This window comes from Rhizobium sp. LjRoot98 (assembly GCF_964252935.1).
Taxonomy (GTDB): Bacteria; Pseudomonadota; Alphaproteobacteria; order Rhizobiales; family Rhizobiaceae; genus Pararhizobium.
On record NZ_CAXUPW020000013.1, the window covers coordinates 34352 to 60807 of the forward strand.

Sequence of the window (26456 nt, forward strand, 5' to 3'; positions counted from 1 at the left end):
TCGAGCCAAGTGGAGAAAATCACATCCGGGGTCGTTCCGTTCTTTGACAGGTGACCTCTTGCAGCCACGTTCAATTTCACCTGCTATCACCAAAGCAGGTTTATGAAAAAAGGCTCTCCAAATCGCGCCGCCCATTGATGACACGCACGATTTCCACTATTTTCACGGGGCCTTCGTCGCTGTCGGGTATCGTCTCGTAGAGGATCACGAAAGGTGACTCCACAAGCATTCGAGCGGCCGGGCTGATCGCCGGATGACGCATACCGAGGCGTGGCTGATCGATCAGAAGGTTGGCTTTGTGCTGAAACCGCTCGTAGAAGCGTTCGGCGGCCAATGGCTGCTCGCGGCCAATATCGACATAGATGCGACGGATATCCGCTTGCGCCAGAGGCGACCAAACCAAATCAGCCGGCATGTTTCTGTACGGCACGAAGGTCTTGGCGCGCTTCCTCGCGCAACTTGTCAAAGTCTATGGCCGTGGGCCTGCCGCTGGCTTTGCCTTCGTTCCATAGCTCGCTCAACCTGCGTGTGTCGGCCTGGCGAGCTTCCCATTTGGCGGACCAATCACGGACGGCTTCGCGAACAATTTCACTGGTTGTGGCATAGGCCCCGGTTCCAACGGCATCGCGAAGCATTGCGGCTTGCTGCGTTGTCAGTGCAACGCTGATCTTTTCTACATTGGACATAAGACGTCTCCAGACTTGAATGGTAGGAAATATTACTACCAGCAATCATCGTTGCCAAGCACACCAGGAGCCAATCATCCTCACCCTCGCTGCTATGCTAAACTTTCAACGTCAGCACATGCGCCAGCAGATCGGCCTGCCCCTTACTGTTCTCCTCCACAATCCGCCGGACCTTTTCCCGGTCGATCGCATAGGTTTCGCCATCAGCGGTGAAGGGTTCTTTGAAGGTAAAAGCTCTGGCCGACGCCCCGTGATCGTGCAGATGTTCCAGCCGGCTGGCGCCATCGGACCAGTCGGGAAAACCATGCTCCCCCACCCACCACAGCACCAGCGGCGGCCAGCTGGGTTTGATGTTCCAGTTGCGCGCATGTTTCAACGCATCGGCATGAACACCATTGTACGAAAACGCCATCAAGGATTCGATGTCGGCCCAGAGCGACAGCGACGATGGTGCGCTGCCAAAACCGCTACCGTCGATGAAGCGGGGAAAGGCCTGTTTGCCCCAGCTACGCGGTCCTGGCACGCCGCGATAACCGGAGCGTCCGATAAAACCGGACGCCCGCGACGCCGCCTCGAAATTGGCCGGTTCGCGCGAGACGAAACCGTCGACACGGGGATCGCCTTCAGGCCCGACATGCAGGCCGAAATTGTAGATGGCCAGACGATATTGCCCGGCCACCATCTCAGTTCACATCGTCGGGCAGCACCGGCAGGGCGGCAATCTCGATGCCCTCGTCCAGCAAAGCCTTGGCCTCATCGACGGTCGCCTGGCCGATCAGGCCGCGCTGCTCGGCCTCGCCATAGTGAATCTTGCGGGCCTCCTCGGGAAACTTGGTCCCGACATCCTCGGCATTTTCGCGGATCGACGTGACCAGTTCACGGATCTTGGCGACCGCTTCCTTGCGGGCCTGATCCATCATCAGCACCTTGGTCTCGTCCTTCTTGCGGGCTGTCGAGACTGAAGGCGCCATCAGCTCCTTGCCCACCTTGGCCGAACCGCAGACGGGACAGGACACCAGCCCGCGCTCCGCCTGACCGTCGAAATCGGCGCTTGAGGAAAACCATCCCTCGAAGGAGTGGCCGCTGTCGCAAGCAAGCGTATATTTGATCAAGCGGCCACATCCCCGGAAGCGCTGAGCGGCACCTCCTCAAGCTGGAACGGCCTGCCGTTCTTGAGGTTGGGGATCTTGCCCCGCGCCGCTGCAACCGCATCGACGTCGATATCAGCAAGCACGATGCCCTCGCCGGTGCCACTGGCCGAGGCCAGTACACGGCCCCAGGGATCGATGACCATCGAGTGGCCAAAGGTTTCGCGGCCATCCTCATGGACGCCTGCCTGCGCTGCAGCGATGACGAACATGCCGTTTTCGATCGCCCGGGCGCGCAGCAGGATTTCCCAATGCGCCTCGCCGGTCTGGCGGGTAAAGGCGGCCGGCACCGACATGATCTGTGCACCTGCAGCCGCCTGCGCCCGGAAGAGTTCAGGGAAGCGAACGTCGTAGCAGATGGCGCAGCCGAGCTTGCCGAACGGCAGGTTCACCAGCCGCGCCGTGCCGCCTGGCGTATAGGCCGAGCTTTCGCGCCAGCTCTCGCCATTGTCGAGGTCGACGTCGAACATGTGGATCTTGTCGTAATGGGTGATCTTCTTGCCATCGGGGCCAAACAGAAAACCACGATTGGCCATCTTGCCATCAGCAAGGCCAATGGCCGTCGAACCGACATGCAGGTAAATACCAAGTTCGGCGGCGAGGCTGGAAGCGGCGGCAACGATGAGATCGTTCCCTTCGTCGCGCAGTGCCGCCTTCATCGCAGCCCGGTCGCGCTGAAGAGCCCCGGTCATCTCCGGAGTCTGGACGTAAATTGCGCCCTGTGCGGCTGCTTCCCGCACGAGCGGTCCCATGCTCTGCACATTCCGGGCCGGATCGACACCGGAACACATCTGGATCGCTGCGGCCTTGAACGTCATCACAGTCACTCCTTACGCAGCAAGCATCGCGTCCAGCTTGCCGGCGCGTTCCAGCGCATGCAGGTCGTCGCAGCCGCCGACATGGGCATTGTTGATGAAGATCTGCGGGAAGGTCGTGCCGCCATTCGACCGCTCGATCATCTGCTGGCGAACTTCCGGCGCATAGGTCGCATCATGTTCCTCGAACTGCACGCCCTTGGTTTCCAGAAGTTTCTTCGCCGCGGAACAATAACCGCAGAATTGACGGGTATAAATGACAACCGAAGCCATGAGTTGATCTGCTCCTTCGCCGGCCCTGCGCCAGCATTCCATACGGTCTCATATAGGACCGGACACGGCTCTTGCAAAGGTCAAAACGGTCACATCCGCCACCCCTGCCCTCTTCAGAACGCGGGTGGCGGCCGAGACGGTCGCCCCCGTCGTAAAGACATCATCAACGAGAACGATGCGCTTGCCAAACAAGGCCGTCCTGCCGGTTTCCGTTACCGAAAAGGCCCCACGCACGTTCTCTTCACGCTGACTGGCACCCAGCCCGATCTGTTGGGCGGTGCGCCGGTTGCGGATCAGCGCCGTCGCTAGAAAGGGCTTCCCCGACCTGCGGGCAATCACCCTGGCAAGCTCGGCCGACTGGTTGAACTTGCGGCCCCAAAGCCGGTAGGCGTGTAGCGGCACCGGAACGATCGCATCGCTTGCCGCGACAGTGCCATCGCTGGCCCGGATCATCCACTCCGCCATCATCACAGCCAGATCGGTCCGATCGCGGTATTTCAGGCCATGAATCAGCGACTTGGCAATGCCGTCATGGATGGCGACGGAGCGTAGCCGTTCGAACACCGGCGGATTGGCGATCGCATCGGCCGACAGGATGCCCGCGCCCAGATCGTGCGAAAACGGCAGACCGAGGACCTCGCAATAGGGCCGCTCGATCAGCCGCAGTGTCGCCCAGCAGGCGGGGCAAACACCGCGATGCTGGCCGGTCATCCGGCCGCAACCGGCACAGACCGGCGGATAAACCGCATCGACCGCGGCAGCTATCACGCTGCGCAGCCCCTTCCGCAGGCCACCGGCCAGCCGCCATCCTGGATTTTCCGCCTGTTCGTCCCCCATGAGGTTGACATTACGGCGGACCGGGTTTCATTGCGATCAGATTTTTGGGCGACCAGATTTTTGGAAAGCAAGGCCATGGATATCGTTTTCGACCAGACGCTCATCGAAGCCCGCCGCAAGCGTGCTTTCCGCAACGGCGATCCGAAGGCGCAGTTCCTGCTGGAGATCGCAGCACAGGAATTGTCCGAGCGCCTGAGCGTGGTAGAGCGCCATTTCGACAAGGCGGTCGAGTTGCACGGCTATACCGGCCTCACCGCCCGCTACATCGCCCAGACCGGCAAGGTGACGGATATCGAGCGGGTCGAGACAGATGCGGCCTTTGCCGCCCCGGATGAAACGGTCTCCCCGGCTTCGCTGGAGACGGTGCCGCTCGCCCCGGAATCAACCAATCTGATCGTTTCGCCGCTATCGCTGCACCTGACCAACGATACGCCCGGTGTCTTCATCCAGGTCCGCAGGGCACTCAAACCCGATGGCCTGTTCCTCGCAGCGATCCCGGGTTCCGGCACGTTGCAGGAATTGCGCGAAGTGCTGCTGGCGGCCGAAAGCGAGTTGACCGGCGGCGCCAGTCCGCGGGTCATCCCCTTTGCCGATGTTCGCGACATCGGCGCGCTCTTGCAGCGTGCCGGCTTCAGCCTGCCGGTCGCCGATACCGAGAGCTACACGGTGCGTTATGCGTCGCTGTTTTCACTGCTGAAAGATCTGCGCTCGATGGGGATGACCAATCCGCTCGCAGCCCGCAGCCGCAAGCCGCTGACACGGCGTTTCTTCGTTCGCGCCGCCGAAATCTACGCCGAGCGCTTTGCCGATCCGGATGGCCGCATCCGGGCGACGTTCTCGATCATCTATATTTCCGGCTGGGCACCGCACGAAAGCCAGCAAAAGCCGCTGAAACCCGGCTCAGCAAAACAACGGCTATCCGATGCGCTGAACACACGGGAATTGCCGTTGAAAGATAAACAATAGAAATGTCTGCCGGGCTTAAGCGGGACGCACGCCGACGACCGCATCCGTGATCGACTGAAAGACAGCCTGCAAGGAGTCCGAGAACGCCCCTAGCCCGGCGATCATGCCTAGCGAAATCAGGCTGGCGAGCAGGCCGTATTCAATGGCCGTGGCTGCGGATTTGTCCTTCAGTAAACGGATCAGTATCGTCATGTGCTCCCTGCCTGTCCTGCGCCTGCCTCTGGGTGACATCACCCGAAAAGCACGATGCGCACCATCGTTATCGGTCGGTCCCGACCCCGGCTGGCAACGAACAGGAAAGCCGGAACAGTTCCGGCCCCGGGACGTCAGCAGCCGCTCTTGCTTCCATTTCCGTCAATAATGCAGACGGCACCTGGCATTTCCTGCAGCACACTGCGGCGCACTGTGTAGCGTTTGGCCGGCGGGCTGCCCGGGATCGAGCCAGTTGAAATATTATCGTAGTCGATCGGCGCGTCGGCCAACACCTTGTTGTCCGTCTTCGAGGTCAGCATCGGCGTCAGGATGAGGGTCAGCGCGATAACGGCGGTGCCAAACAGCAGCGACAAATTGAGCGCACCGGTACGGCGGCTCTGGGTCGTCACCAGATCCTTGTCCTGAACCGTTCTCCAAAAATCGTCGTCGACCATCGTCTGCCTCTTCGAATACGTGCGTTTCCCTGAAGCGGTCTCACGCACCACTTCATCATGTCGACGCCTATAAAAAACCGGCATCGGTTACGGGAATCATCCCCAAACCAATAGACACCGGTACTTACTCGAAGCTGATTGTGCGGGAGGGTGATAAATGTTCGATTAATAAAATAGAAATTTCAGGGATTAGGTCAGAGCAAATCCATTAAGTAGGGGATAAGTGGCTCATCGGCGGGCGGCATGGGATAGTCGCGCAGCGCCTTCGGGCGAACCCATTTCACCGCCTGGCCTTCCCGCCCGTGAGCAACGCCTTCATAACGCCGGCAGACATAGAGCGGCATCAGCAGATGAAAGTCGTCATAGGTATGGCTGGCGAATGTGAGCGGGGCCAGGCAGGCAACCTTGGTCTGGATCCCCAATTCCTCGTCCAGTTCGCGGATCAGCGTTTCTTCCGGCGTTTCGCCGGGCTCGACCTTGCCGCCTGGAAACTCCCACAACCCGGCCAGGGACTTTCCTTCGGGCCGCTGGGCAAGCAGGATCCGGCCGTCGCTATCAACCAGCGCGCAGGCCGCAACCAGCAGAATCTTTCGGCCAGCAACGTCCATAATCACGCTCCCTCACGCCGGTAGGCATACCGGTAGACGTCCTTGAAGCCGAACTTGCGATAGAGCCGAATAGCGCCCTCGTTATCGGCTTCGACCGAAAGCCAGGCCGTGCGGGCGCCACGCAGGCGGGCCCAGCGCAGTGACGCATTGACGATGGCGCTGCCCACACCCTGCCGCCGGACATTCTCGGAGACCGCAACCTGCAAAATTCCGGCAAGATCGTTGTCATGAACGGCAAGCGAGACCGCGATCGGTCCTTCGTCCTGCGCCTCGAACAGAAACAGCCCGCATTCCGGCTTGATCGCGTTGATGACTTCCGTGAGACCCGCCTTGTCCTGGTTGCTTTCACCGCAAATTTGCAGCCGGGCATCGACGAAACGGCCAACATCACGCAACGGCAGATGTTCGATCGCTTCCGTTGTATCGTTCGGCGGAATATCAGCCATCATCACGATGGTCTCGGAAAACAGCGGCCAGCGATGCTCATCCATGTAGGCGATCAGGGGCAGCGGGGTGAGCGGCGTCTGGCGAACCGTCAGCGGCCGGCCATAGTCGGAAAAGCGCTTGGCAGCCTTCGCAAGCCGGGTCTCGATATCGCGGCTGTCGGAGGGATCGAGTGGATTGACCGAATTCAGCCGTTTGGAATCATGGCCAGCCGTCAGCCGGATCAGCCAGCTGCCGTCATACTGTACGGACGCCGCAGGCCAGGCGCGAAAACCGACGGCCTCCAGGCGGCGCACGTTCGGCAGATCGGCTTTCGAAATGGTATTCTGCACTGCTATCAGCTCCGGTAATCGCCGTTGATCTCGACATATTCCTTCGTCAGATCGCAGGTGTAGACGGTTGCCTTGCCGGTTCCGAGACCAATCTCAACACGGATGACGATGTCTTCTTCTTTCATCACAGCCGTTGCAGCAGCTTCCGAATAGGTTGGATCGCGCTCGCCATCGACGGCAACGCGAACGTCGCCGAACCAGATCGCCAGCCGGTCGCGATCGGCCAGTTCGCCGGACTTGCCGACGGCCATGACCACGCGGCCCCAATTGGCGTCCTCACCGGCGACCGCGGTTTTGACCAGCGGCGAATTGGCAATCGACAGACCGATGCGCTTGGCCGCCTGGTCGCTTTCGGCACCTTCGACGGTGACCGCAACCATCTTGCGCGCACCTTCGCCATCGCGCACCACCTGCAGCGCCAGATCCCGCAGGAGATCGTTCAACGCGGCGCGGAAACCATCAAGCGCCGGATCGGCCGGGCTGACGATATTCGTCTGCCCATCCTTGCCGGCAGCACCGGTGGCAAACAGCATCAGTGTGTCGGAGGTGGACGTATCGCTATCGACGGTGACGGAGTTGAAGGTCGGACCAGTGCCTTCCGACAAGAGAACCTGCAAGGCTTCCGGAGCAATATCCGCGTCGGTCACGACAAAGGACAGCATCGTCGCCATGTCGGGCGCGATCATTCCAGCGCCCTTGGCAATGCCGTTGATGGTGACGGTGACGCCGCCAATATCAGCGCTGCGGGTGGCAACCTTCGGATAGGTATCGGTGGTCATGATCGCCTTGGCGGCTTCAAACCAGAAGTCGCCGGTTGCCTGCGTGGTCATGTCGCTGAGAACACCGGCAAACTTTGTTGCATCCAGCGGCTCGCCGATGACGCCGGTCGAGGCAAGAAACACTTCCCCGGTCGAGCAGCCGACAGCTTCCGATGCCGACTGTGCCGTCAGTTCGGTCGCCGCCTTGCCCTTCTTGCCGGTAAAGGCGTTGGCATTGCCGGAATTGACGACGACGGCACGGGCGACACCGCCTGCCAGGTTCTGGCGGCAGAAATCAACCGGCGCCGACGGGCAGCGCGATTTGGTGAAGACGCCGGCAACGGCGGCCGGTTCATCGAAAACCATCAGGAGAACGTCGGTGCGGTTCTTGTACTTGATACCGGCAGCGGCGGTCGCCATGCGCACACCGCGCACTGGCGGCATATCAGCGAAGGATTTCGGAGCAAGTGGAGAAACGGAACCGGACATGATCAACCCTGTTTAGCGATGATGGCCCGGCCTTACGGGCCCACAAACGAAATCCCGAAGAGCCTAACGCCTCCGGGACTGTGTCGTTCACTGGATATCAGAACGGCGTGACCGGCCGAAGACGAACAGTCACGCCAGATCTCATCAGTTGGCAGTCGCAGCTTCCGCCTTGTTGGCCTCGTCATAGGCCTTCTTCAGGGCCGGGTCGGTGATATCGACGCCGGCTTCCTTCTTGGCCGCAGCGAGAAGCTCGATGTACTTGTCGCGCATGACCAGCTGCTTGACCTGCGGCTCAACCTGTTCGAACGGCGGCGGCGGCTGCATGCGCTTGTCTTCAAGCAGGATGACATGGAAGCCGAACTGCGTCTTGACTGGCGCTTCAGTATACTTGCCCTTTTCGAGCTTGAAGGCGGCTTCCGAGAATTCCGGAACCATGCGGTCCTTGGTGAAGTAACCAAGATCACCGCCATCGGCCTTGTTCGGATCAGTCGACTTTTCCTTGGCGATCGTCGCAAAGTCCTTGCCGGCGTCCAGATCCTTGATGATCGCCTTGGCTTCTTCCTCGGTCTTTACCAGGATGTGACGGGCCTTGGCTTCTTCCTGCGCGGGGATCTTGGCGATTTCCGCGTCGTAACGGGCCTTGACCTCTTCCGGCTTGACGGCATCGACGACGTGCTTCTTGAAGAAGGCGTTATGCAGTTCGCGATCGGTCAGATAGGCGAGACGCTTCTTGAAGTCCGCGTCGTTCTGCAGGCCTTCCGTGTCGGCATTCTTGGCCAGAAGCTTGACGTCGATCAGACCGGAAAGTGCTGCTGCGCGCTTCTGGTCTTCCGGCAGCTGTGCGAGCTGCGGATCAAGACCGGTCAGGGCATAGTCCAGCTCGGACTGGTGGATTTCCGCACCGCCAACCTTGGCGATAACCGGATCAGCGGCATCCTGTGCCGCTGCCGGGCCTTGTGCGGCCATGACAGCGATCAGGGCAACTGCCGCAAGCATTTTGTATTTCAACATCCTCATACCTTCCACGCTGGTATCCGAAACCGTGGTCACGGCCGGCCTGAAACGTTCCACATCATCAGATTGTGGCCGTTCTGTAGCCTTGGCGTGCCTCAACTCCGTTGACATAATTCGACCCCCCTCTTATCTGTCACGCAACCTCGCGTCCAGAACAGTTCCGGGCGTTTCATAGTATTTCGCGGAAATCGACCGCGTTGGCGACATAGAAGAAAGGACCATTCTTATGGTCAGTCTCGGCGGCCTCGCCCGCAAAATCTTCGGCTCATCGAATGACCGCCGTGTGCGGGGCTACAAGGCCAAGGTCGATGCCATCAATGCCCTGGAAGCGGAAACCAAAGCGCTTTCTGACGAGGCACTGGCCGCCAAGACGGTGGAATTCCGCAAGCAACTGGCTGACGGCAAGACACTGGACGACCTGCTCGTGCCGGCTTTTGCGGTTGCCCGCGAAGCTGCGCGCCGTGCCCTTGGCCTGCGGCCTTTTGACGTCCAGCTGATCGGCGGCATCATCCTGCATGAAAAATCGATCGCTGAAATGAAGACCGGTGAAGGCAAGACGCTGGTCGCGACCCTGCCGGTCTATCTCAATGCGCTCGCCGGCAAGGGCGTGCACGTCGTCACGGTCAACGATTACCTCGCCACCCGCGACTCGGCGACGATGAACCGGATCTATTCGTTTCTCGGCCTGACCACGGGCGTCATCGTCCACGGCCTGACCGATGACCAGCGCCGCGACGCCTATGCCTGCGACGTCACCTACGCGACCAACAACGAACTCGGCTTCGATTATCTGCGCGACAACATGAAGTACGAGCGCAGCCAGATGGTCCAGCGCGGCCACTTCTTTGCGATCGTCGACGAAGTCGACTCGATCCTCGTCGATGAAGCCCGCACGCCACTGATCATCTCCGGCCCGCTCGACGACCGTTCGGAACTCTACAACACCATCGACCGATTCATTCCGCTTTTGTCTGCGGAAGACTACGAGATCGACGAAAAGCAGCGTTCGGCCAACTTCTCCGAAGACGGCACCGAAAAGCTCGAAAACCTGCTGCGCGAAGCAAACCTCCTGAAGGGCGAAACGCTTTACGACGTCGAGAACGTCGCGATCGTCCATCACGTTAACAACGCGCTGAAGGCCCACAAGCTTTTCCAGAAGGACAAGGACTACATCGTCCGCAACGACGAGATCGTCATCATCGACGAATTCACCGGCCGCATGATGCCGGGCCGCCGTTATTCGGAAGGCCAGCACCAGGCGCTCGAAGCCAAGGAAAAGGTTACCATCCAGCCGGAAAACCAGACGCTGGCTTCAGTCACCTTCCAGAACTATTTCCGCATGTACAACAAGCTCGGCGGTATGACCGGCACGGCGTCGACGGAAGCCGAGGAATTCGGCAACATCTACGGTCTCGAAGTCGTGGAAGTACCGACCAACCTGCCGATCAAGCGTATCGACGAAGACGATGAAGTCTATCGGTCGGTGGAAGAAAAATACAAGGCGATCATCGCCGAGATCAAGGAATCGCAGGACCGCAAGCAGCCGGTTCTGGTCGGCACCACCTCGATCGAGAAATCCGAACTTCTGGCAGAGATGCTCAAGAAGGCCGGCTTTACCAATTTCCAGGTCTTGAACGCCCGCTACCACGAACAGGAAGCCTACATCGTTTCTCAGGCCGGTGTTCCGGGTGCCGTAACGATCGCCACCAACATGGCCGGCCGTGGTACCGACATCCAGCTCGGCGGCAACCTCGACATGCGCATCGAGCGTGAACTCGGCGAAATGGAGCATGGTCCGGAACGCACGGAGAAGGAAGCCGCGATCAAGGCCGAGGTCCAGCGCCTGAAGGAAGTCGCGCTGGCTGCCGGCGGTCTCTACGTTCTGGCCACCGAACGTCACGAAAGCCGCCGCATCGACAACCAGCTGCGCGGCCGCTCCGGCCGTCAGGGCGACCCCGGTCGCTCAAAGTTCTTCCTGTCGCTGCAGGACGACCTGATGCGCATCTTCGGCTCCGACCGGATGGATTCGATGCTGCAGAAGCTTGGCCTGAAGGAAGGCGAAGCGATCGTCCATCCCTGGATCAACAAGGCGCTGGAACGCGCCCAGAAGAAGGTCGAAGCCCGCAACTTCGACACCCGTAAAAATCTTCTGAAATACGACGACGTTCTCAACGATCAGCGCAAGGTGATCTTCGAGCAGCGCATCGAGATGATGGATGCGACGGACATTTCGGAAACCGTTTCCGACATGCGCCATGAGGTCATCGAAGACATCGTCGCCAAGCGCATTCCGGAAAAAGCCTATGCCGAACAGTGGGATGCCGCCGGTCTGAAGACCGACGTGCAGACCTCGCTCAACCTCGACCTTCCGATCATGGAATGGGCCGCCGAGGAAGGCATCGACGAGAACGATATTCGCGAGCGCATCACCGCTGAAGCCGACAAGGCCGCAGCCGACCGCGCCGAACGCTTCGGCCCGGAGATCATGCTCTATGTTGAGCGCTCCGTGGTTCTGCAGACGCTCGACCATCTCTGGCGCGAACATATCGTCAACCTCGATCACCTGCGCTCGGTCATCGGTTTCCGTGGCTATGCCCAGCGCGACCCGCTGCAGGAATACAAGTCGGAAGCCTTCGAGCTGTTCCAGGCACTCTTGGCCAACCTGCGCCAGGCCGTGACCGCACAGCTGATGCGCGTCGAACTGGTTCGTGAAGCAGCCGAAGCGCCGCAGCCCGTGCCGCCGGAAATGGTCGGCCATCACATCGACCCCGACACCGGGGTCGACGACTTCGCCGACAGCGTCAACCTGAACTTCGTCGAGCCGGAGAACCGCAATCCGCAGGATCCGTCGAGCTGGGGCAAGGTCTCCCGCAACGAGGCCTGCCCTTGCGGCTCGGGCAAGAAGTACAAGCATTGCCACGGTGCATTTGAAGCGTAACGATCAATGCCGCCTCCGGGCGGCATTTTTCATTCCGGAGCACGGCGGGCGTGCTGAATGAGGTTTTCCAGAGCCCGCACACCTTGCCCGTTGATGTGGCGCCGGCCGAGCATCACGTTGATCTGCAGCGCCAAATCACCCGCATCGGCATTCTCCAATTGCGAAAGGCTCTCGACGCCTATCAGCTCGAGATAATCGGTCATTGCAGGACCTATGGAATGTGCCACCTGCATTTTCCGCCGTTCGGTATCGCTCAAAGCCATGATCGAATCCTCAATTTTCCCGATACCTGCAAGGCTCCGCTGCACCCTTTGTTAACGCTGTTCTGTCAAGACTGGCATCCTGTTTTGCGTAGTTTTGGGTATTTCCGTGTTCATGGCAGCATGTCAAACGGCTGGACGAATTCTGCCGCCCGCGGTGAGGGACCGGCTGGCGCCTCTGCTTGAAAAGCTCGTGCCGGTGCTGACGAGCAACGATCCCAAACATCTTGCACAGCGCATGGCGCTGGTCTCCTTTGCCATCCGTATCGTCAGCGCGGCCATAGCCTTCATGTCGCAGATCATCCTCGCCCGTGTCATGGGCGAATTCGAATACGGCATCTTCGTTTTTGTCTGGGTGCTGGTCGTCCTGTTCGGCAACCTCTCTTGCCTCGGCTTTCATACCGCAATCATCCGCTTTCTGCCGCAGTATCGCGCCCGCGAGGCGCTGGCCGAAATCCGCGGGCTGACCACGACCGTGCGCATCTTCGCGCTCCTATCTGCAACCGTGCTTGCCGTCATCGGCATCGGTGGCCTCTGGCTGTTCGGAGACCGTATCGAAAGCTACTATCTCGTGCCGCTCTATCTCGGCGTCTTCTCGCTGCCGATGATCGCGCTTGGCGACGTGATGGACGGGACGTCGCGGGCACATAGCTGGGCTGTCTCGGCGCTGAGCCCCACCTATATCATCCGGCCGGTTCTGATCCTTGGATTGATGATGCTGGCAGTGGCGATCGGCGAGCCGCATACCGCCCGCACCGCGATGATGGCTGCGATGGCCGCGACCTATCTGACAAGCGTCAGCCAGTTCTTCATCCTGACCTGGCGCTTGCGCAGGCGCTATGTCAAAGGCCCGAGCCGCATCGAGTTCCGCACCTGGTTCCGTGTCGCGCTGCCGATCTTCCTGATCGAGGGGTTCGGCTTCATGCTGACGAATTCCGATGTTGTCATCGTCGGCCTCTATCTCGATCCGGCCAGTGTCGCGATCTACTTCGCCGCCGCCAAGACCATGGCGCTGGTCCATTTCGTAATGTTCTCGGTGAAGGCTGCCGCATCACCGCGCTTTTCCGCCGCCATGGCCAACCCGGACCGCCAGCAGCTGGCCGTCATTGCTGTTGAAAGCGCCAAATGGTCGTTCTGGCCGTCACTTGCGGTCGGCCTGATGGTGCTTGCCTGCGGCTCGTTCCTCCTGTCGCTGTTCGGCCCCGCCTTTGTCTCCGGCTATCCGCTGATGGCCATCCTGTATGCCGGCATCATGGCAAAGGCACTGGTCGGGCCTGCCGAGGCCTTTCTGACCATGGCCGGCCAGCAGAAGCTGTGCGTCGCGCTCTATGCGGTGGCCCTTGTCTTCAATCTGGCCCTCAACGTCACGATGATCCCGATGTTCGGGTTGACCGGTGCGGCAATCGCCACGGCCGGCGCCATGTTTGTCGAGGCGATCCTTCTTCACGTCGCTGTCCGCCATACCTTCGGCATCGCTCTCTTCGCCTTTGCCGACCCGTATGCCCAAACCATCAAAGCAGAGGCACCCCGCTCATGACCGGCAACCCGCATTTTCCAGACGACGCCAACAGCCGGTCGGCTCGCATCCTCGGCGGCCTCGCGCAGCCGGTGCCCGACCAGCCCGTAGCGGATAATACAATCGACATCGGCCGCCCGGGCCGCCAGCTGTGCTTCTATCCGGCCCGCCAGGGCTATGAATTGCAGACGGAACTGGACTTCCTCTCCAACCGGGCGATGGAGCCGAATGTCTTCTTTACCGGCCGCTTTCTGGCACCAGCCATGCCGCGCCTGGAAGACCGCGTCATCCGCCTGGCGCTGATCCGCGACACCGATGCGCGCCGCAGCCGCATCCGTTTCCTGATGCCGTTTTCAATCGAAAAGCCGGGATTTTCGATCGGCGCGCCGATCATCCGCGCCTGGTCCAACCCGTTCGGCCCGCTCGGCGTACCCTTGCTCGACGCGGAAGACGCGGCCGAAACCATCGATAATTTCTACGAAGCGCTGAGCGCCCCTGCGGCGAACCTGCCCGGTGTTCTCGTGCTGCCCGATATCCGCCTCAAGGGCAAGTTCGCCCAACTGGCACGCGCCGTCGCCATCGGCCGTAACCTACCGCTGACCGTCACCGACACCTTTTCCCGGCCGATGCTCGAAAGCCTGCAGGACGGCCAGACCTATCTGCGCCATGCCATCAGCCCCGGGCATCTGCGCGAACTGCGGCGGCAATGGAAGTTGCTGGAAAAGGCCGGCCGCGTCTCCTACAACGTCGCCCGTCAACCCGCCGATATCCGCGTTCGGATGGAGGAGTTTTTGGCTCTGGAGGCGAGCGGCTGGAAAGGCCGGGCCTCCAGCGCCATGGTACTCGACCGCTACCGCGCCGCCTTTGCACGAGAGGCGATTACCAACCTTGCCGAAGCCGACAGCGTGCGTATTCACACGCTCGATCTCGACGGCACCGCGATCGCCTCGATGATCGTCTTCATGATGGCGGGCGAGGCCTATACCTGGAAAACCGCCTATGACGAGCAATATGCCAGATATTCTCCGGGCAAGCTGCTACTGGCCGAATTGACGGAATGGCATCTCGACGACGCCAACATCATGCGTTCCGACAGTTGCGCCGTTCCAGACCACCCGGTGATGAGCCGCTTCTGGGAGGAGCGCGAGGAGATGGGAACGCTGGTGATCGGCCTCAAGCAGAACCGCGACCGCGACGTGCGGCAGGTGGCGGCTCAGCTTCACCTCTACCGCAATACCCGCAACATGGCGCGGCTTCTGCGCGAAAAGATCCGGTCGCTGGCACCACGCGTCATGCGATAGAGCTAAGCCGATACCGCCGGCAGGATCATCCCTGCGCGATAGCCCTGTCGCGCAGGATGCGGCGGATGACCTTGCCGGACGTGGTCAGCGGCAAACTGTCGAGAAATTCGATCTCGCGCGGATATTCGTGCATCGACAGCCGCGTCTTCACCCAATCGCGGATATCGGCGGCAAGCTCGTCACTTGGCGCGTACTCCGGCCGTAGCACGACATAGGCCTTGACGATCTCGGTGCGCACAGGATCCGGCTTGCCGATGGCGGCGGCAAGCTGAACGGCCGGATGTCCCGCCAAGCAATCCTCGATCTCCCCCGGGCCGATCCGGTAGCCCGACGAAGTAATGACATCGTCGTCCCGGCCAAAGAAGGTGATGTAACCCTCTTCGTCCTGAACGCCCTGATCACCTGTCGTCATCCAGTCGCCGATGAATTTTGCCACTGTTGCCGCATCATTGTTCCAATAGCCGAGGAACATCACCGGATCAGGCCTGCGGACAGCGACCTGCCCGACGTGCCCGGCGGGCAGTTCCCTGCCCTCCCCGTCAATGATCGCAACCTTATGGCCGGGCGCCGGTTTGCCCATAGAGCCCGGCTTCAGTACGCCGAGATTGGCTGCCGACGACAGCACGATGTTACACTCGGTCTGGCCATAGAACTCATTGACCGGAACCCCAAAGGCCGCACTTGCCTGTTCCCAGGTTTCGCGTCCGAGCGATTCGCCTGCCGAACCGATGGTGCGCAGGTTGAGCTTGTAGAGCGAGCGGGGATTATCGACTGATTTCATCAGCCGCAACGCCGTTGGCGGAATGAAAGCGTTGCGCACATCCATCTCTTCCAGAATCCAGAAAGCCATGTGCGGATCGAATTTCTGGCCGGGTGAGGACACTACGGGAACGCCGAGCAGCAACGAGGGCAGAAGCGCATTCAATAGTCCGCCGGCCCAAGCCCAGTCGGCCGGCGTCCACATCCGGTCGCCCGGTTGCGGCAGAAAGGCATGGTGAAACTGGAAGCCCGGGATATGGCCGAGCAGAACGCGATGCCCGTGCAGCGCACCCTTCGGCGGCCCGGTCGTGCCCGATGTGTAGATCATCATTGCCGGGTCATCCGGCGTCGTATCGGCAGCGGTGAAATCCGGAGCAGGCGTTTGCGCAAGTCCCGCAAAACCGATCGTATCCGGTTCATCTCCCTCAACAAGGACAATTAACTTCAAATCCGGCAAGCGCTGGCGGAGCGCGGCGACTTTCTCATAGCCGAAGCGGTTGGTGACGACAGCCACAGCACCCGCATCGCGCAGCCGGTATTCGAGCGCCTCGACCCCGAACAACAGCGCCAGCGGCAGGGCGATGGCTCCGAGCTTGTAAATACCGGCATGGGCTATTGCCGTCTCGAAACTTTGCGGCAGAAGGATCGCCACACGGTCTCCGGGCCTGACGCCGTGCTCGAGAAGCCCCTGTGCAAAGGATGAGGATTGCGCCGAAAAAGCGCCGTAGGTCAACGATCGGTGCGCGCCATCGGGGCTGAAATGTTGCAGACAGACCCGCTCGGGCTCGCACTGCGCCCAATCATCGCTGACGGCGGTGCCGATGTTGAATTTTGCCGGAACCTGCCAGCGGAAGTCGCGGCGGAGGTTCTCATAGGTATCGCTGATCGGAAGCATGTGCCCGCCGCAAGAAATTTCGCTGCAGCGCACCTAACACTTCCGGACCAGGAAATTCAACTGAGCCCGGCGCGGAGTATCGTCTCACTCAGAACTGAGCTTATGCCTGCGGTGTTGTGGCAAATCCTTGAGCAATTCGGCTGCAGGAGCAAAATCCGTCGCGACCGTTCCGGCGAATCGATATCCCGAAGCTTCGTAGAATGGCCTGGCCCGCTCGCCAGCGACCACATGTACCGATCGTGCCCCGAGCGCTGCGGCACGATGCTCCGCCTGCGCGAGCAGCTCTCTGCCGATCCCCATTCGCCATGCTTCGGGCGCGACAAACAGGTCCTCCAGTTCGGCCGGCATAGCGCCCTCGTTGGAAAAGACGGTTACGAAGCCCACGATCTCTCCGTCGAGTTCCGCGACGATGGCATGTGGTATGTGCTCGGCCCGCACTTCCTTCGCTTCTGGCAGCGCTTGCAGCTCTTCGATATGATCTCCCCAAGCCAGCGAAGACCGCAGCTTAAGTGCTCCGAGGGTGATCCTGTCCTCGTCATGTGCCGCTCGAATGAAAACTGCCATTGCAACTCCTATGCGCCGAGCAGTCATTACACCGAAGTCCGCCGTCCCCGATAGTGTTGGAAGGCTGCTCAGCGGCGTGCGGCGATAAGATGGCGGTAATGAAACCTGCGCAACAAGTCTTAAGACGACTGCCTTAACCAGCATGTTCCGCGTGCGGCTTTGCCCCGGGCTCGCATATCGGGCGGGAAACGGCCCCGTTGGAGCCGGCCGCGTCAGGACGCGAAGACGACTTCGCGGCTATGACGTTCATTCAAGGCACCGAGCAGTTCGTCCTGCGTTGTGTATCCCGCGAAGAACAGATCGATGACGGCACCAGCAGCACTGACACCCTCCTGGCTGCGCAGGCGGACACCGCGCTCCGCGCACCACGAAAACAGGGCACCGGACAGTGCATCGACATCATCGAAAATGGCGCAGGACGTAGCAGACTGGGACATGCTCGACTCCGTGATTGCAAGGCAAAGTGTGCCGATGGGGGATTGATTTGTTCCAGACTGGGCATCGTCAGAGAATTTTGCAATCGTGATGCAGCGGGGCGGTTAACCGACTTTTCGATCTGTCCTGATTTGAAGCAAACCGGCAGCAATATCCACGCCCCGCACGCCGGAAGGTTGTATTTCGGTTAAGCAAGTTGCGTGATGCGAGCGCCGCGATCGCCGTGTTCAGCCAGACGATTCGCAATCTTGTGGGAAGGACTTGAAATCAAAGTGGTGCCCCGTGCCGGACTGCGGAAAGTGAACCTTTCCAGTATCTCGGCAAATTTCTGGACACATGCTCATCGTTAGCAATCATTATGCTTTTCGAAAATGTGTCCAGCCGGTATCCCTTCGTCATGACCGACTACCAGCCCAAATACAAATGGCACCGCACAGAGCTAGACGAGAACGACCCTCCGAGGGATACCGACTGGATCGGCATGGACGGTGAATTAATGATCGGCCGTATCCGGAAAGAGTTCCACGGTCCGACCAAAGGCAAATGGCACTGGGCAGCTTGGTTCCCGAAAACCCATATTGGAACCCCGCCAATGCCGAACGCTGGTTACGCAGACACGGCCCGGCTCGCCACCCAGAAGGTTGAGGAACGATGGGAGCTGTGTCTGCGGGTGATGACGCCGCGTGACCCACAAGGCAGAAAATCATGAGCGACGACAGAATAGTTCATCCGAACTCGCCGGTGCATTTCGAGCACTGGTGTGATCACCCAGGCTGCAAGCGTTGGGGTGCGTTTGGGAAGGATCGCCGCGGGATCATCGAGTGGCGGTGCAGCGAGCACGTGGCGGCCGACTATTGGGATAAGCAGCCGGCAGTTCGGAACTGACCGCAATCACTCTTTAACAAACTTGTGGCGCAATATCGGGATGGCAAAGCGACCTCCCAAACCGATAGGCCTTCGCGCGGAACCCGATCTGCCGCTGAAGAGCCGAGCGCGCAAAGCCCGCGACCCCAACCAGCCCCGCCTTCCCTTCGACCCCATGCCGGATCGGATAGAGCCCTGCCTTGCTCTGCTGGCTGCCAAACCGCCAAAGGGCGACGACTGGGCATTCGAAATCAAATGGGATGGGTATCGGCTGGCAATCCACGTCGAGCCGACAAAGGTCAGGATACTGACGCGAGGTGGCCACGACTGGACCACGCGCTTCTCGGGTTTAGAGAAAGCCGCCAGAGACCTCGGCGCCACTATGATCTTGGATGGGGAAGCGGTCGTTCTTGACGACCAGGGCCGGTCAGATTTCGGAGCGCTGCAGACTGCGCTCGGCGGCCGGGGTGGAAAGAAAAATGCCGGGGCGGCAATCTTCTATGCGTTCGACCTTCTCTATTATGATGGCCATGATCTCACCCGGATGGAACAGGCAGAGCGTCGATCGATCCTTGAGAGCATCATAACCGAGAACGATGGACCAATCCGGCTTTCGGAAGAGATCGAAGCCGATGGCGACATGCTTCTGGCGACCGCGTGCGAGCATGGCCTTGAGGGTATAATCGCGAAGCATCGCCGCCGGCCGTATCGGTCTGGCAGGCTCGGCGACTGGCTAAAGATCAAATGCGTACAGAGCGAGAGCTTTGTGGTGGTCGGCTACGAGCCATCCACCACGATGCCGGGCGCCATTGCCAGCCTGCTATTGGCCGCCCGCAAAGGTGACAGGCTGGTCTACGTCGGTTCTGTAGGAACTGGCTTCAAACACAGTGAGGCCCGCAAGCTGAAACAGCAGTTAAACCAGATGCTGATCGAGCGGCCGCCGGTTTCCATCAAAGGGAAGAACCTCGTCTATGCCCGGCCGGACCTTGTCGCTGAAATCGAGTTTCGCGCTTGGACGGGAGACGGAAAGTTGCGTCATGCCTCATTCAAGGGGCTTAGAGACGATGCAGATGCAGCCGACGTTTACCAGGTTGACTGACTGCCTCTCCGGGGAACAATTCAAACGTATTCCGGTTTCCCGCGAAACGGAGGAGCCACGATGATAAACCAGCCGAAATTCCCGGCATCCCATGAGGACCGCCATCTTCTGTGCCAGGAAGAGGTAGACGGGCCGCTCCAGGACATACTTGACCAAGCCACCACGCATGGATGGGGAACGCTTGAGACAATATCGGCCATGGAAGAGGTTTTGAAAAATATGCGGATCGCCTACGCTGAAGACCCGGATCCGGCGGAAGACCCGCCGAACGATAGCGGCGATGCCAATGACTTCGGCGCTTTCCCATCGGCCGATCGGCTCGTAGATGCCTATGTCAGAGAGCGAGGGAAATCATGACTATCTATGCATGGACGATCGCAAAACCGGGCCGGCAGGATGTCAAGCACGTCTCCGATTTAGCCGAGCTGCGTGAATACCTGCGCGTCCTCGATCTACCGGGCGTTGCTCCGTCCGATTGGGTCACAATGGATACGGAGATTGCAGACCACGGCACCTACACCTACAACGAAGGCAGCATGGACGAATGGTCGTTGACGTGGACGAAGGTCGATGAGGACACCGAGATTATAGACTGAATTCGCTAGCGCAGCGTGGCCTTAGCGTTCGCGGCAGGTTCAACGTGTGCCGCAACCCATCGACTAAATTGCCAATTGCCGCAGAGTCAGACAATAGTACCGACTCTAGGTAGAGTCCGCTCTCGTGAAGGATCCAAATATTGGCCAACCAGATAACAATCAGTCTTTTGTTTCCCCAGGGTGTTCCCGAGCGAATTGCGGTAGGCACAGCGATAGCAGAAATATCCGCTCCTGAGGGCTCGAACCTCACGTTAAGCCAGAACGCCTGGGTCGACTATAGGGGTATAACTGGTGAGTGGGAGGTGGGTACTTCGGTTTTCCGCATTGACGGCAATCGGATCGTTATTGATGCGGACCTCGACTACGACAGTTATCAGGGCAAGCCCTTCCGTTACGAGCTCTACATCTCAGGTCCCGATGGCGACAGCGCGTCAGTTTCGTTTGGGGTGCAAGACCTCGAGGATATTATCAGGGGCACCGCCAGTAGCGACATTCTGAAAGGCGACCGAGGCCAAGATAAGATTATCGCCAGCAATGGGGATGATCGATTGTATGGCGATGCCGGGAACGACGTCCTTTATGGAGGTTTAGGCCGCGATGTGCTCTCTGGTGGCAAGGGTGAAGATACCTTCATGTTCAAGTATCGAGCAGAGAGCACCGTTAAGAATCCCGATGTCATTACCGCTTGGGACAAACACACGGCGTACTCAAAAGGGGACACCATTGATGTCTCCGGGATCGATGCAAATGTAAAAGTGAGGGGTGACGAGGCGTTTTCCTGGGTTAGTTCCAAGGCTTTCACTGGGAAACCGGGACAGTTGCGTTATGAAAAAGCCAATGGAGACACATTCGTATATGGCGATGTGGACGGTGACAGGAAAGCCGATTTCGCCATAAAGATCGACGCCTCTGTCACTCTTTACAAAGACGATTTTCTGCTTTGAGAATATGGCCCCGCGGCTTGTAATTGCGGCCTGTACGAATAAGTCAGAAGCCGTCATTCTGGAGTGGTGGTGCCGCAGTTAGTGGCATATTCCCTGCCGGCTGTCGTCGCCTCAATCTCATCGGCGAGAGGCCCGAGGACTGATATTCGCCCACCGACGGTTACAGCAAGCGTTCGCGTGTTGGGATGTTCCGTCCCAAACGGCGTTTCAAGGATATCCGACCCGTCCACATTCGCCTCCCATACCCATTTTTTCGGCGGTTGATGAAGGTAAGTTGGTCGCCTGGAAGGGCTGAGCTCGTTCAACGAAGCTGTTTTGATAGGCTTTAAGCACGCAAAACAGCCCCCGCTGCTACCAGCGGGAGCTTAAATGCTTTCGTGCTCAAATGCACCGAGCGCCCTCCCTCACCCGACGCAACCAAATTGGCACATCTTCACCTCCGCTGCTCGTTTACCTCTTGTTAAGGTTATGCCGTAAGGTAAACAGCGAAGCCGCGCGGACTGGCCGCTGACCTGGACGAAGGTTGACGGCGAGACCAAAGTTATCGACCGAGGACATCCCCCTACTCCCAATAGCCAAATTGTCCCGTACATGCGTTCATGATGAGATACGCCATTCGAGAGGGAGTAGCGTTATGAAACAGATCACAATTGCATCTGCGGCTATGCTCATGCTTGCTGCAGGCGCTATCGACGCGGACGCCGCTGGGAAGGTGATGAAAGGCCCGCAATTGGAGGCCCTTCTGGCTAATGGCAAGGCAATCACCCTCGGCGGCAAAGGTGAAGGCTACGTTGGGACGCTGGTCCTGGCGAAGGACGGAACCGGCAGTGGATCGGCAAAGACGGACGATGGAAAAACAATAACACTGCGAGGGACGTGGAAGATAAAAGGCGACAAGTTTTGCCGAGCTTGGGAAGCGTTGGATTCCGGGAAAGAGGTTTGCGAAACTTGGCGAGTGAAATCGCCCTCGCAGGCTGAAGTCTTTGTGGGAAAGAAGCGTTCCGGCCTGAATTCCTGGTAGCAGGTGACGGTACGCGATCACGGGATTTTCAGCCAATGCCGGATACCGGAAACGGCCGTCTCGCTCATATAGGCAACGATCCCACCGATTGTCAGCCCAGCGAGAGCGATTAGCCCGCTGATGCCGACACCAAGTGTTTTCATCCGCTTCCATTCTTCCAGCGCCGGGGCGACGATGCCCTGATTCTTCTCCACCGTCTCTTTGAGGGCTTGGATTTCACCCCTCACTTGAGCGTCTATCTGCCCCCTGACTGCAATCGTCGTCTCCATGTGGGCGATCTGTTGCGCCTGGTTGTCGAGCCGCTGGTGGATAACCGAGCGACTTTCATGGGCCATTTGCTTTTCATCTTGGAAATCGGCCCGCAGGCGATCAACGCCTTCCTGAACCTTCCCCAGCGCGAGCATGATGTCATCGTTTGAAGCCATATCTATTTCCGACACCTGGGCTGCGCGTTGCAGGTTCTGTTGTGCCCTGCCACCTGCCGGCCGAACGTTTGATCATTGGCGACGATGAAAGCGCGGGTTTCAGGCGATGGTGTCAGCAGTTCGAAGCCGCTGCCATCAGTCACAGACGCGGTGCTCTGGCACCCAGCGACCACCCAACTCACGGCACAGAGCACCAGTATCAAGAACATGTATTTCGGCATTGGTCTGGCTCCGCTTCTGGATCAGTTCTATCGACTTCTTGAGGGCGTCGGCACGTTCCATCTCCCTGCCCTCGCTCACCGCCGCAGGTCGCCACACGGCGATGTTGATCAGGTGGTAGAGCACCAGGCCGAATATCAGCCCGACACCGACACCTGCCGCGAGTGAGGCGCGGGAGATCATGGCGCCTTGCTCCGGTTGATCGACCAACGACCCGACAGGAACATGAACCCAGCGATGCAAGACACAGCCAACAGCGCCACGGCAAAGATCAGCGCATAGACGTTGTTGATGCCGGTGACGATCGGGACAGCCACGCCGGTTGCGGCCGGGACGAGTACAGTCGTGATTGCCGTGCCACTCTGGCCAGCCGGCTTGTCATCAGCCTTGGCGTCCGCAGGGGCCACGTCCGAGGGCGGGTGAACGTCCCTCGCCGCTTCGATAGCGTCCATGAAGCTTTTGAAATATCCGGCAATCAGTTTGGCCTTGTCCGACCCATTGACGATCCCCCGGGCGCCAATCGGATCGTTTGCGATCTGGCCGAAATGGTCTGAGAGTTTGTCGCCGGTGAAGATGCCCTTGATCATGCCGTCGAACATGACCCGCACCGCCGTCGCCAGGCTCATACCGGGCTGCACATTAAACTTCTGGAAGTTCTCCTTGCCGGTCAGCTGTGGAAGGCCATCACCACGATAAATCCAGCCGTCGTCGGCGCCGGTGTTGCCCATCCGCCCGCCGTAGACCTTGTTGGCCAAGGCGCGCCCGTTGCGAACAAAAGGCTGGGCGCTGGCGGTGGATGGAAAGCGCGTGGGCCAGGTCTTTTTGATCTGGGCAGCGCTGGTGTAATTCATGTTTTCGCGAAGCGGCTGCATCTTGCCGCCGGTCTCGTGGAACGCAGTCGCAAGCATGTAGGCCAGCCACCGGTTATCAAGCAGCTTGCGCCTGTCCCATTCGGTTAGGATGGCCGTCATCCCGTCAATTTGTGCTTGTGTCAGGCGGCCACCGAAAGGCGCGCGCCTCGCGTATGCGAAGAACGCTGTGAGGTTCATGGTAATTCCTTTGCTCTGGGAAAAACGGCAAGCCTCAGGCAAGCCGAGAGAGGTATCGCCCACCGACGATACATGCCCGCCGGGTTCATTCCCGCGCGATGATCATGAGGATCAAGATGGTCTACGACTGGGATAAAAAGCCGCGTCGGCTGAAGAACGTTCAGGAAATTGCGATTGCAATGAAGACCACGCTGGCCCTCACATTGTTGACCGCAATTGGGACTTACTCCTTGGTCGCATAACCAGGGTGAGTTGACCCGCAATCGTGCAGCCAAGCTCGATCCGCCGGCTCCAGATATCCCCGACTGTTTTCTTGGTAATTTCCTTCGATGTTGAGAACAAAAGGGTGGCGTGGCAGTTTCTAAACAGCTGGCTACCGGACCCACTCTCCCGGACTGCCAGTTAGAGGCCTGCTCTCGCCTGCCTGGGGCGATCAGGCCTCGCCTTCTTCTTTTCGACTGCGCAAAAATCTGCCATGATTTATGCCCCGAGAGGGGAAGGTGTGACGGTCGATCCGTGATCGCCGTCAGATGAGCGTGGTCGGAAACTCAAGCCCATCTCCGGAGCGGGTGACCGCTCCGGGCACCTGGTGTCTGGCTACGGCCAGTATTGATCGGCGCTGAAATCGGCTGGTATCGGTTCCATGGCTTTGATGTCCCATGACGCCTGATAGAGCGCGGAGACATAGGCCGCGGACCCTTGCCACATGGATACGATCTGCGGCGGCGTCAACGTATGATCGACATTGTCGCCGTCGCGATACGTGGTTGGTGTGGTGGTATCTGCAGCCGCGATCCGCATCTGCGCAATGAGCGCCAGGCTCATCAGGTTTCGGGCATCGTCGGCCCGGCCAGTCACCCGCACGCTACTGATGACACGTCCTGCGGTAATACGGCGCTGGCGCTCGGCGTTGACATCGTCAGATGTGGCCGCCGCCGCTGGCGCTTCATAGGCAACAACATCGGAGCCGTCCCAGCGGCGAAAGCCCTGATTTGTCAGGAACTCCATCCATTGTTCATCCGTGATGGCAATGGCATCGGCGGGGATTTTGCAGTCCGGATTCGGCTCTTCGCCAATTTGAACCGGGTCGCTATATCCGATGAGCGCAGGTGGCCCATAGATCGGCGTTCCGTCTTCATTGTCGCCAACGTAAACCGGCTCACCATCGATAGGCTCGCCTGGCTGGTAGACCGGCCGCATTTGGTTGCCGTGAACGTCCTCAGAGTAAAATGCGGTAGGCAGCCCCACTTCGTCAAAAAGCGCATATTTCATCTTTACGCCCCCAATCCGATTGCAAACCAATACGCCGGGAAGCCGATGCTATCCACCAAGCCACCGTTCAGAGCGCGCCTCGTACTCAAGGTAAACCCGGATGTGGAAGTGCCCGAAACCCACTGACTTACAATGGTGTCCGCTCCAGCGCCCCCCGTTGGAGTTATCTGCATCCCGTAAATTGCAGAGAACACCAAGGGGAATGGGAAATTCTGCGTTCCGGTTGTCGGCGACACATTCCCCCACTGCAAAAGGATATTGTTAGCCAACCTCTGATATCCGGTCACCGCCTTCGACGAAGGCGAATACTGATCAGCCCAAACGACCCCAAGCTCCAAGCCATCAACCTGAGCAAGCAGCTTGTTGGATGCAGACCAACCCATTCTAACCTTATTGGTTGTCTGCCCTACGCCGCCGCCCTGTTCCACGGATGCAAAGCTTTGCTGAACTCGCTCAACCCAGGCTGACCAAGCGCCAACTTCGTTTCTCGACCTGGACCACATACGAAAAGGACTTCCCCACATATGCGCAAATTGCGTGGCCACGCTGCCGTCTGCGCCCGGAATGGTGAACACGTTAACGTAGTCGCCACCCGGGGGGAGGTTCAATGTTGTTCCTGAAACACCCGTGACCCAACCGCCAATAAACACGGCATTCAAGTCGGCGACTATCAGAGTTGATTTACGAAGGTTTTCAGAAACACCGATACCCGTAGTCGTCGCCAGCAACGCCGCCCGATCAGCCTTGCTTAGGATGTTTGTGCGAGCAAAGGCCGACAAATCCGCCAGCGCCGCGACGCCCGCGCCGGTATGGGCGTGCGAAGGCCCAAGTCTGTAATCGAAGCCTTGAGCGCCGCCACACGCTCCTGATCGACGCTGCGCAAGCGATATCCAACGTCGATATCATTGATGCTGAGCCGGCGCGGCGTATGGTCATCGTTGGTTGCCGCGGCTACCACGGGGGCTTTTTTAGGCCTGAAGCCCCACGAGGCAAAAACGGTGTAGGCTGCATCGGTAGGCGTAAACAGGTCCGCATCATGCTTGTCCTTTCGAAGGAACTGCTTTCCGTTCAGCTTGTTGGCCGCCGCACGATATTGCGTCGTGTGTGTTCGCAGCTCGCCCAGCTTCAAAGCGGAACGCATGAGTTTTTCCTGAGCTGGACCCAGTTTCGGAACCGCTACCACCATGGCTGGGGCCTCCGGTCGAACGCGACAATTTCAGCGATGATGCGAGCGGCTCGCGCGCCGCTCTCAAGGCGGTCAGCGACAATGCGGGGATCATAC

The 26456-nt window shown here is 59.4% G+C and carries 33 protein-coding genes; 10 read left to right on the forward strand and 23 right to left on the reverse strand.

From position 1 onward, the window contains the following. Positions 1-100: 100 nt before the first annotated feature. The 7 genes from ACSQ3J_RS27045 to ACSQ3J_RS27075 all read right to left on the reverse strand — a co-directional run bounded on the left by ACSQ3J_RS27045 (position 101) and on the right by ACSQ3J_RS27075 (position 3759). Entirely contained in the window at positions 101-415 is a 315-nt protein-coding gene (locus tag ACSQ3J_RS27045) for a type II toxin-antitoxin system RelE/ParE family toxin (RefSeq protein WP_060506360.1), read from the reverse strand. Continuing rightward, positions 405-686, reverse strand: coding sequence for a ribbon-helix-helix domain-containing protein (locus tag ACSQ3J_RS27050; protein WP_060506361.1), 282 nt, complete (start codon positions 684-686; stop codon positions 405-407). Before ACSQ3J_RS27050 ends, ACSQ3J_RS27045 begins: the two co-directional genes overlap by 11 nt. Positions 687-783: 97 nt before the next feature. Then, positions 784-1368: a DUF3291 domain-containing protein gene (locus ACSQ3J_RS27055; protein ID WP_060506362.1), complete on the reverse strand. Its 585-nt coding sequence runs from the start codon at positions 1366-1368 to the stop codon at positions 784-786. Between the two features lies 1 nt (position 1369). After that, the gene (locus ACSQ3J_RS27060; RefSeq protein WP_060506363.1) at positions 1370-1798 is read right to left on the reverse strand and encodes a DUF1178 family protein; all 429 of its coding nucleotides are present in this window, start codon (positions 1796-1798) and stop codon (positions 1370-1372) included. Further along, positions 1795-2652: a carbon-nitrogen hydrolase family protein gene (locus ACSQ3J_RS27065; protein WP_436040707.1), complete on the reverse strand. Its 858-nt coding sequence runs from the start codon at positions 2650-2652 to the stop codon at positions 1795-1797. Before ACSQ3J_RS27065 ends, ACSQ3J_RS27060 begins: the two co-directional genes overlap by 4 nt. Before the next feature lie 12 nt (positions 2653-2664). After that, complete coding sequence (gene grxC / locus ACSQ3J_RS27070) at positions 2665-2922, reverse strand: glutaredoxin 3 (RefSeq protein ID WP_060506585.1); 258 nt, start codon at positions 2920-2922, stop codon at positions 2665-2667. Between the two features lie 48 nt (positions 2923-2970). After that, entirely contained in the window at positions 2971-3759 is a 789-nt protein-coding gene (locus ACSQ3J_RS27075; RefSeq protein ID WP_082512294.1) for a ComF family protein, read from the reverse strand. 75 nt (positions 3760-3834) lie between these two features. Here ACSQ3J_RS27075 and ACSQ3J_RS27080 point away from each other — a divergent pair, with 75 nt between their 5' ends. Continuing rightward, positions 3835-4725 carry a methyltransferase domain-containing protein gene (locus ACSQ3J_RS27080; RefSeq protein WP_060506365.1) on the forward strand — a complete coding sequence of 297 codons (891 nt, stop codon included), beginning with the start codon at positions 3835-3837 and terminating at the stop codon, positions 4723-4725. Positions 4726-4740: 15 nt separating this feature from the next. Here ACSQ3J_RS27080 and ACSQ3J_RS27085 read toward each other — a convergent pair whose 3' ends face one another. The 6 genes from ACSQ3J_RS27085 to ACSQ3J_RS27110 all read right to left on the reverse strand — a co-directional run bounded on the left by ACSQ3J_RS27085 (position 4741) and on the right by ACSQ3J_RS27110 (position 9014). Then, positions 4741-4917 (reverse strand): Flp family type IVb pilin, encoded by a 177-nt coding sequence (locus tag ACSQ3J_RS27085; protein WP_082512295.1) that lies wholly within the window; start codon positions 4915-4917, stop codon positions 4741-4743. A 134-nt stretch (positions 4918-5051) separates the two neighbouring features. Continuing rightward, the gene (locus tag ACSQ3J_RS27090; protein ID WP_060506366.1) at positions 5052-5372 is read right to left on the reverse strand and encodes a hypothetical protein; all 321 of its coding nucleotides are present in this window, start codon (positions 5370-5372) and stop codon (positions 5052-5054) included. Between the two features lie 194 nt (positions 5373-5566). Beyond that, positions 5567-5980 (reverse strand): 8-oxo-dGTP diphosphatase MutT, encoded by a 414-nt coding sequence (gene mutT / locus ACSQ3J_RS27095; protein WP_060506367.1) that lies wholly within the window; start codon positions 5978-5980, stop codon positions 5567-5569. Positions 5981-5982: 2 nt separating this feature from the next. Next, positions 5983-6756, reverse strand: a complete 774-nt coding sequence (locus ACSQ3J_RS27100) for a GNAT family N-acetyltransferase (RefSeq protein ID WP_244482360.1) — start codon at positions 6754-6756, stop codon at positions 5983-5985. Between the two features lie 5 nt (positions 6757-6761). Further along, positions 6762-8003: a bifunctional glutamate N-acetyltransferase/amino-acid acetyltransferase ArgJ gene (gene argJ / locus ACSQ3J_RS27105; RefSeq protein ID WP_060506368.1), complete on the reverse strand. Its 1242-nt coding sequence runs from the start codon at positions 8001-8003 to the stop codon at positions 6762-6764. Positions 8004-8147: 144 nt separating this feature from the next. Beyond that, complete coding sequence (locus ACSQ3J_RS27110) at positions 8148-9014, reverse strand: peptidylprolyl isomerase (protein ID WP_060506369.1); 867 nt, start codon at positions 9012-9014, stop codon at positions 8148-8150. A gap of 229 nt (positions 9015-9243) precedes the next feature. Between ACSQ3J_RS27110 and secA the strand changes: the two genes are divergently transcribed. Next, positions 9244-11955: a preprotein translocase subunit SecA gene (gene secA, locus ACSQ3J_RS27115; RefSeq protein ID WP_060506370.1), complete on the forward strand. Its 2712-nt coding sequence runs from the start codon at positions 9244-9246 to the stop codon at positions 11953-11955. Between the two features lie 29 nt (positions 11956-11984). Here secA and ACSQ3J_RS27120 read toward each other — a convergent pair whose 3' ends face one another. Continuing rightward, entirely contained in the window at positions 11985-12218 is a 234-nt protein-coding gene (locus tag ACSQ3J_RS27120; protein ID WP_060506371.1) for a hypothetical protein, read from the reverse strand. A gap of 112 nt (positions 12219-12330) precedes the next feature. Here ACSQ3J_RS27120 and ACSQ3J_RS27125 point away from each other — a divergent pair, with 112 nt between their 5' ends. Together ACSQ3J_RS27125 and ACSQ3J_RS27130 are read left to right on the forward strand one after the other, a co-directional pair. Beyond that, positions 12331-13752, forward strand: a complete 1422-nt coding sequence (locus ACSQ3J_RS27125) for a lipopolysaccharide biosynthesis protein (protein WP_060506588.1) — start codon at positions 12331-12333, stop codon at positions 13750-13752. Then, positions 13749-15032, forward strand: a complete 1284-nt coding sequence (locus ACSQ3J_RS27130) for a GNAT family N-acetyltransferase (RefSeq protein WP_060506372.1) — start codon at positions 13749-13751, stop codon at positions 15030-15032. Before ACSQ3J_RS27125 ends, ACSQ3J_RS27130 begins: the two co-directional genes overlap by 4 nt. Positions 15033-15057: 25 nt before the next feature. Here ACSQ3J_RS27130 and ACSQ3J_RS27135 read toward each other — a convergent pair whose 3' ends face one another. The 3 genes from ACSQ3J_RS27135 to ACSQ3J_RS27145 form a co-directional block, all read right to left on the reverse strand. Then, a complete protein-coding gene (locus ACSQ3J_RS27135) occupies positions 15058-16686 on the reverse strand; it encodes an AMP-binding protein (protein ID WP_060506373.1) in 1629 nt (542 codons plus the stop codon). Between the two features lie 84 nt (positions 16687-16770). Continuing rightward, a complete protein-coding gene (locus ACSQ3J_RS27140) occupies positions 16771-17250 on the reverse strand; it encodes a GNAT family N-acetyltransferase (RefSeq protein WP_060511831.1) in 480 nt (159 codons plus the stop codon). Positions 17251-17462: 212 nt separating this feature from the next. Further along, positions 17463-17687, reverse strand: coding sequence for a hypothetical protein (locus ACSQ3J_RS27145; RefSeq protein ID WP_060506375.1), 225 nt, complete (start codon positions 17685-17687; stop codon positions 17463-17465). Positions 17688-18082: 395 nt separating this feature from the next. Here ACSQ3J_RS27145 and ACSQ3J_RS27150 point away from each other — a divergent pair, with 395 nt between their 5' ends. The 6 genes from ACSQ3J_RS27150 to ACSQ3J_RS27175 all read left to right on the forward strand — a co-directional run bounded on the left by ACSQ3J_RS27150 (position 18083) and on the right by ACSQ3J_RS27175 (position 22209). Further along, the gene (locus ACSQ3J_RS27150; RefSeq protein ID WP_436040708.1) at positions 18083-18394 is read left to right on the forward strand and encodes a hypothetical protein; all 312 of its coding nucleotides are present in this window, start codon (positions 18083-18085) and stop codon (positions 18392-18394) included. 216 nt (positions 18395-18610) lie between these two features. Further along, a complete protein-coding gene (gene ligD / locus ACSQ3J_RS27155) occupies positions 18611-19648 on the forward strand; it encodes a non-homologous end-joining DNA ligase (protein WP_436040709.1) in 1038 nt (345 codons plus the stop codon). Positions 19649-19708: 60 nt separating this feature from the next. Next, positions 19709-20005: a hypothetical protein gene (locus ACSQ3J_RS27160; RefSeq protein WP_436040710.1), complete on the forward strand. Its 297-nt coding sequence runs from the start codon at positions 19709-19711 to the stop codon at positions 20003-20005. Next, positions 20002-20244, forward strand: coding sequence for a hypothetical protein (locus ACSQ3J_RS27165; protein WP_436040711.1), 243 nt, complete (start codon positions 20002-20004; stop codon positions 20242-20244). The genes ACSQ3J_RS27160 and ACSQ3J_RS27165 overlap by 4 nt, the downstream gene beginning before the upstream one ends. 140 nt (positions 20245-20384) lie before the next feature. Then, positions 20385-21188: a calcium-binding protein gene (locus ACSQ3J_RS27170; RefSeq protein ID WP_060508708.1), complete on the forward strand. Its 804-nt coding sequence runs from the start codon at positions 20385-20387 to the stop codon at positions 21186-21188. A gap of 634 nt (positions 21189-21822) precedes the next feature. Next, positions 21823-22209: a hypothetical protein gene (locus ACSQ3J_RS27175; RefSeq protein ID WP_060505341.1), complete on the forward strand. Its 387-nt coding sequence runs from the start codon at positions 21823-21825 to the stop codon at positions 22207-22209. 17 nt (positions 22210-22226) lie between these two features. Here ACSQ3J_RS27175 and ACSQ3J_RS27180 read toward each other — a convergent pair whose 3' ends face one another. From ACSQ3J_RS27180 to ACSQ3J_RS27205, 6 genes are all read right to left on the reverse strand, one after another. Continuing rightward, positions 22227-22634 (reverse strand): hypothetical protein, encoded by a 408-nt coding sequence (locus ACSQ3J_RS27180; protein WP_060505340.1) that lies wholly within the window; start codon positions 22632-22634, stop codon positions 22227-22229. Between the two features lie 135 nt (positions 22635-22769). After that, the gene (locus tag ACSQ3J_RS27185) at positions 22770-23036 is read right to left on the reverse strand and encodes a hypothetical protein (RefSeq protein WP_436040712.1); all 267 of its coding nucleotides are present in this window, start codon (positions 23034-23036) and stop codon (positions 22770-22772) included. Continuing rightward, entirely contained in the window at positions 23033-23902 is an 870-nt protein-coding gene (locus tag ACSQ3J_RS27190; RefSeq protein ID WP_436040713.1) for a chitinase, read from the reverse strand. Before ACSQ3J_RS27190 ends, ACSQ3J_RS27185 begins: the two co-directional genes overlap by 4 nt. 597 nt (positions 23903-24499) lie before the next feature. After that, complete coding sequence (locus tag ACSQ3J_RS27195; protein WP_436040714.1) at positions 24500-25174, reverse strand: DUF4376 domain-containing protein; 675 nt, start codon at positions 25172-25174, stop codon at positions 24500-24502. A gap of 2 nt (positions 25175-25176) precedes the next feature. Continuing rightward, a complete protein-coding gene (locus tag ACSQ3J_RS27200) occupies positions 25177-25953 on the reverse strand; it encodes a pyocin knob domain-containing protein (RefSeq protein WP_436040715.1) in 777 nt (258 codons plus the stop codon). Beyond that, positions 25923-26360, reverse strand: coding sequence for a hypothetical protein (locus ACSQ3J_RS27205; protein WP_436040716.1), 438 nt, complete (start codon positions 26358-26360; stop codon positions 25923-25925). Before ACSQ3J_RS27205 ends, ACSQ3J_RS27200 begins: the two co-directional genes overlap by 31 nt. Positions 26361-26456 lie beyond the last annotated feature (96 nt).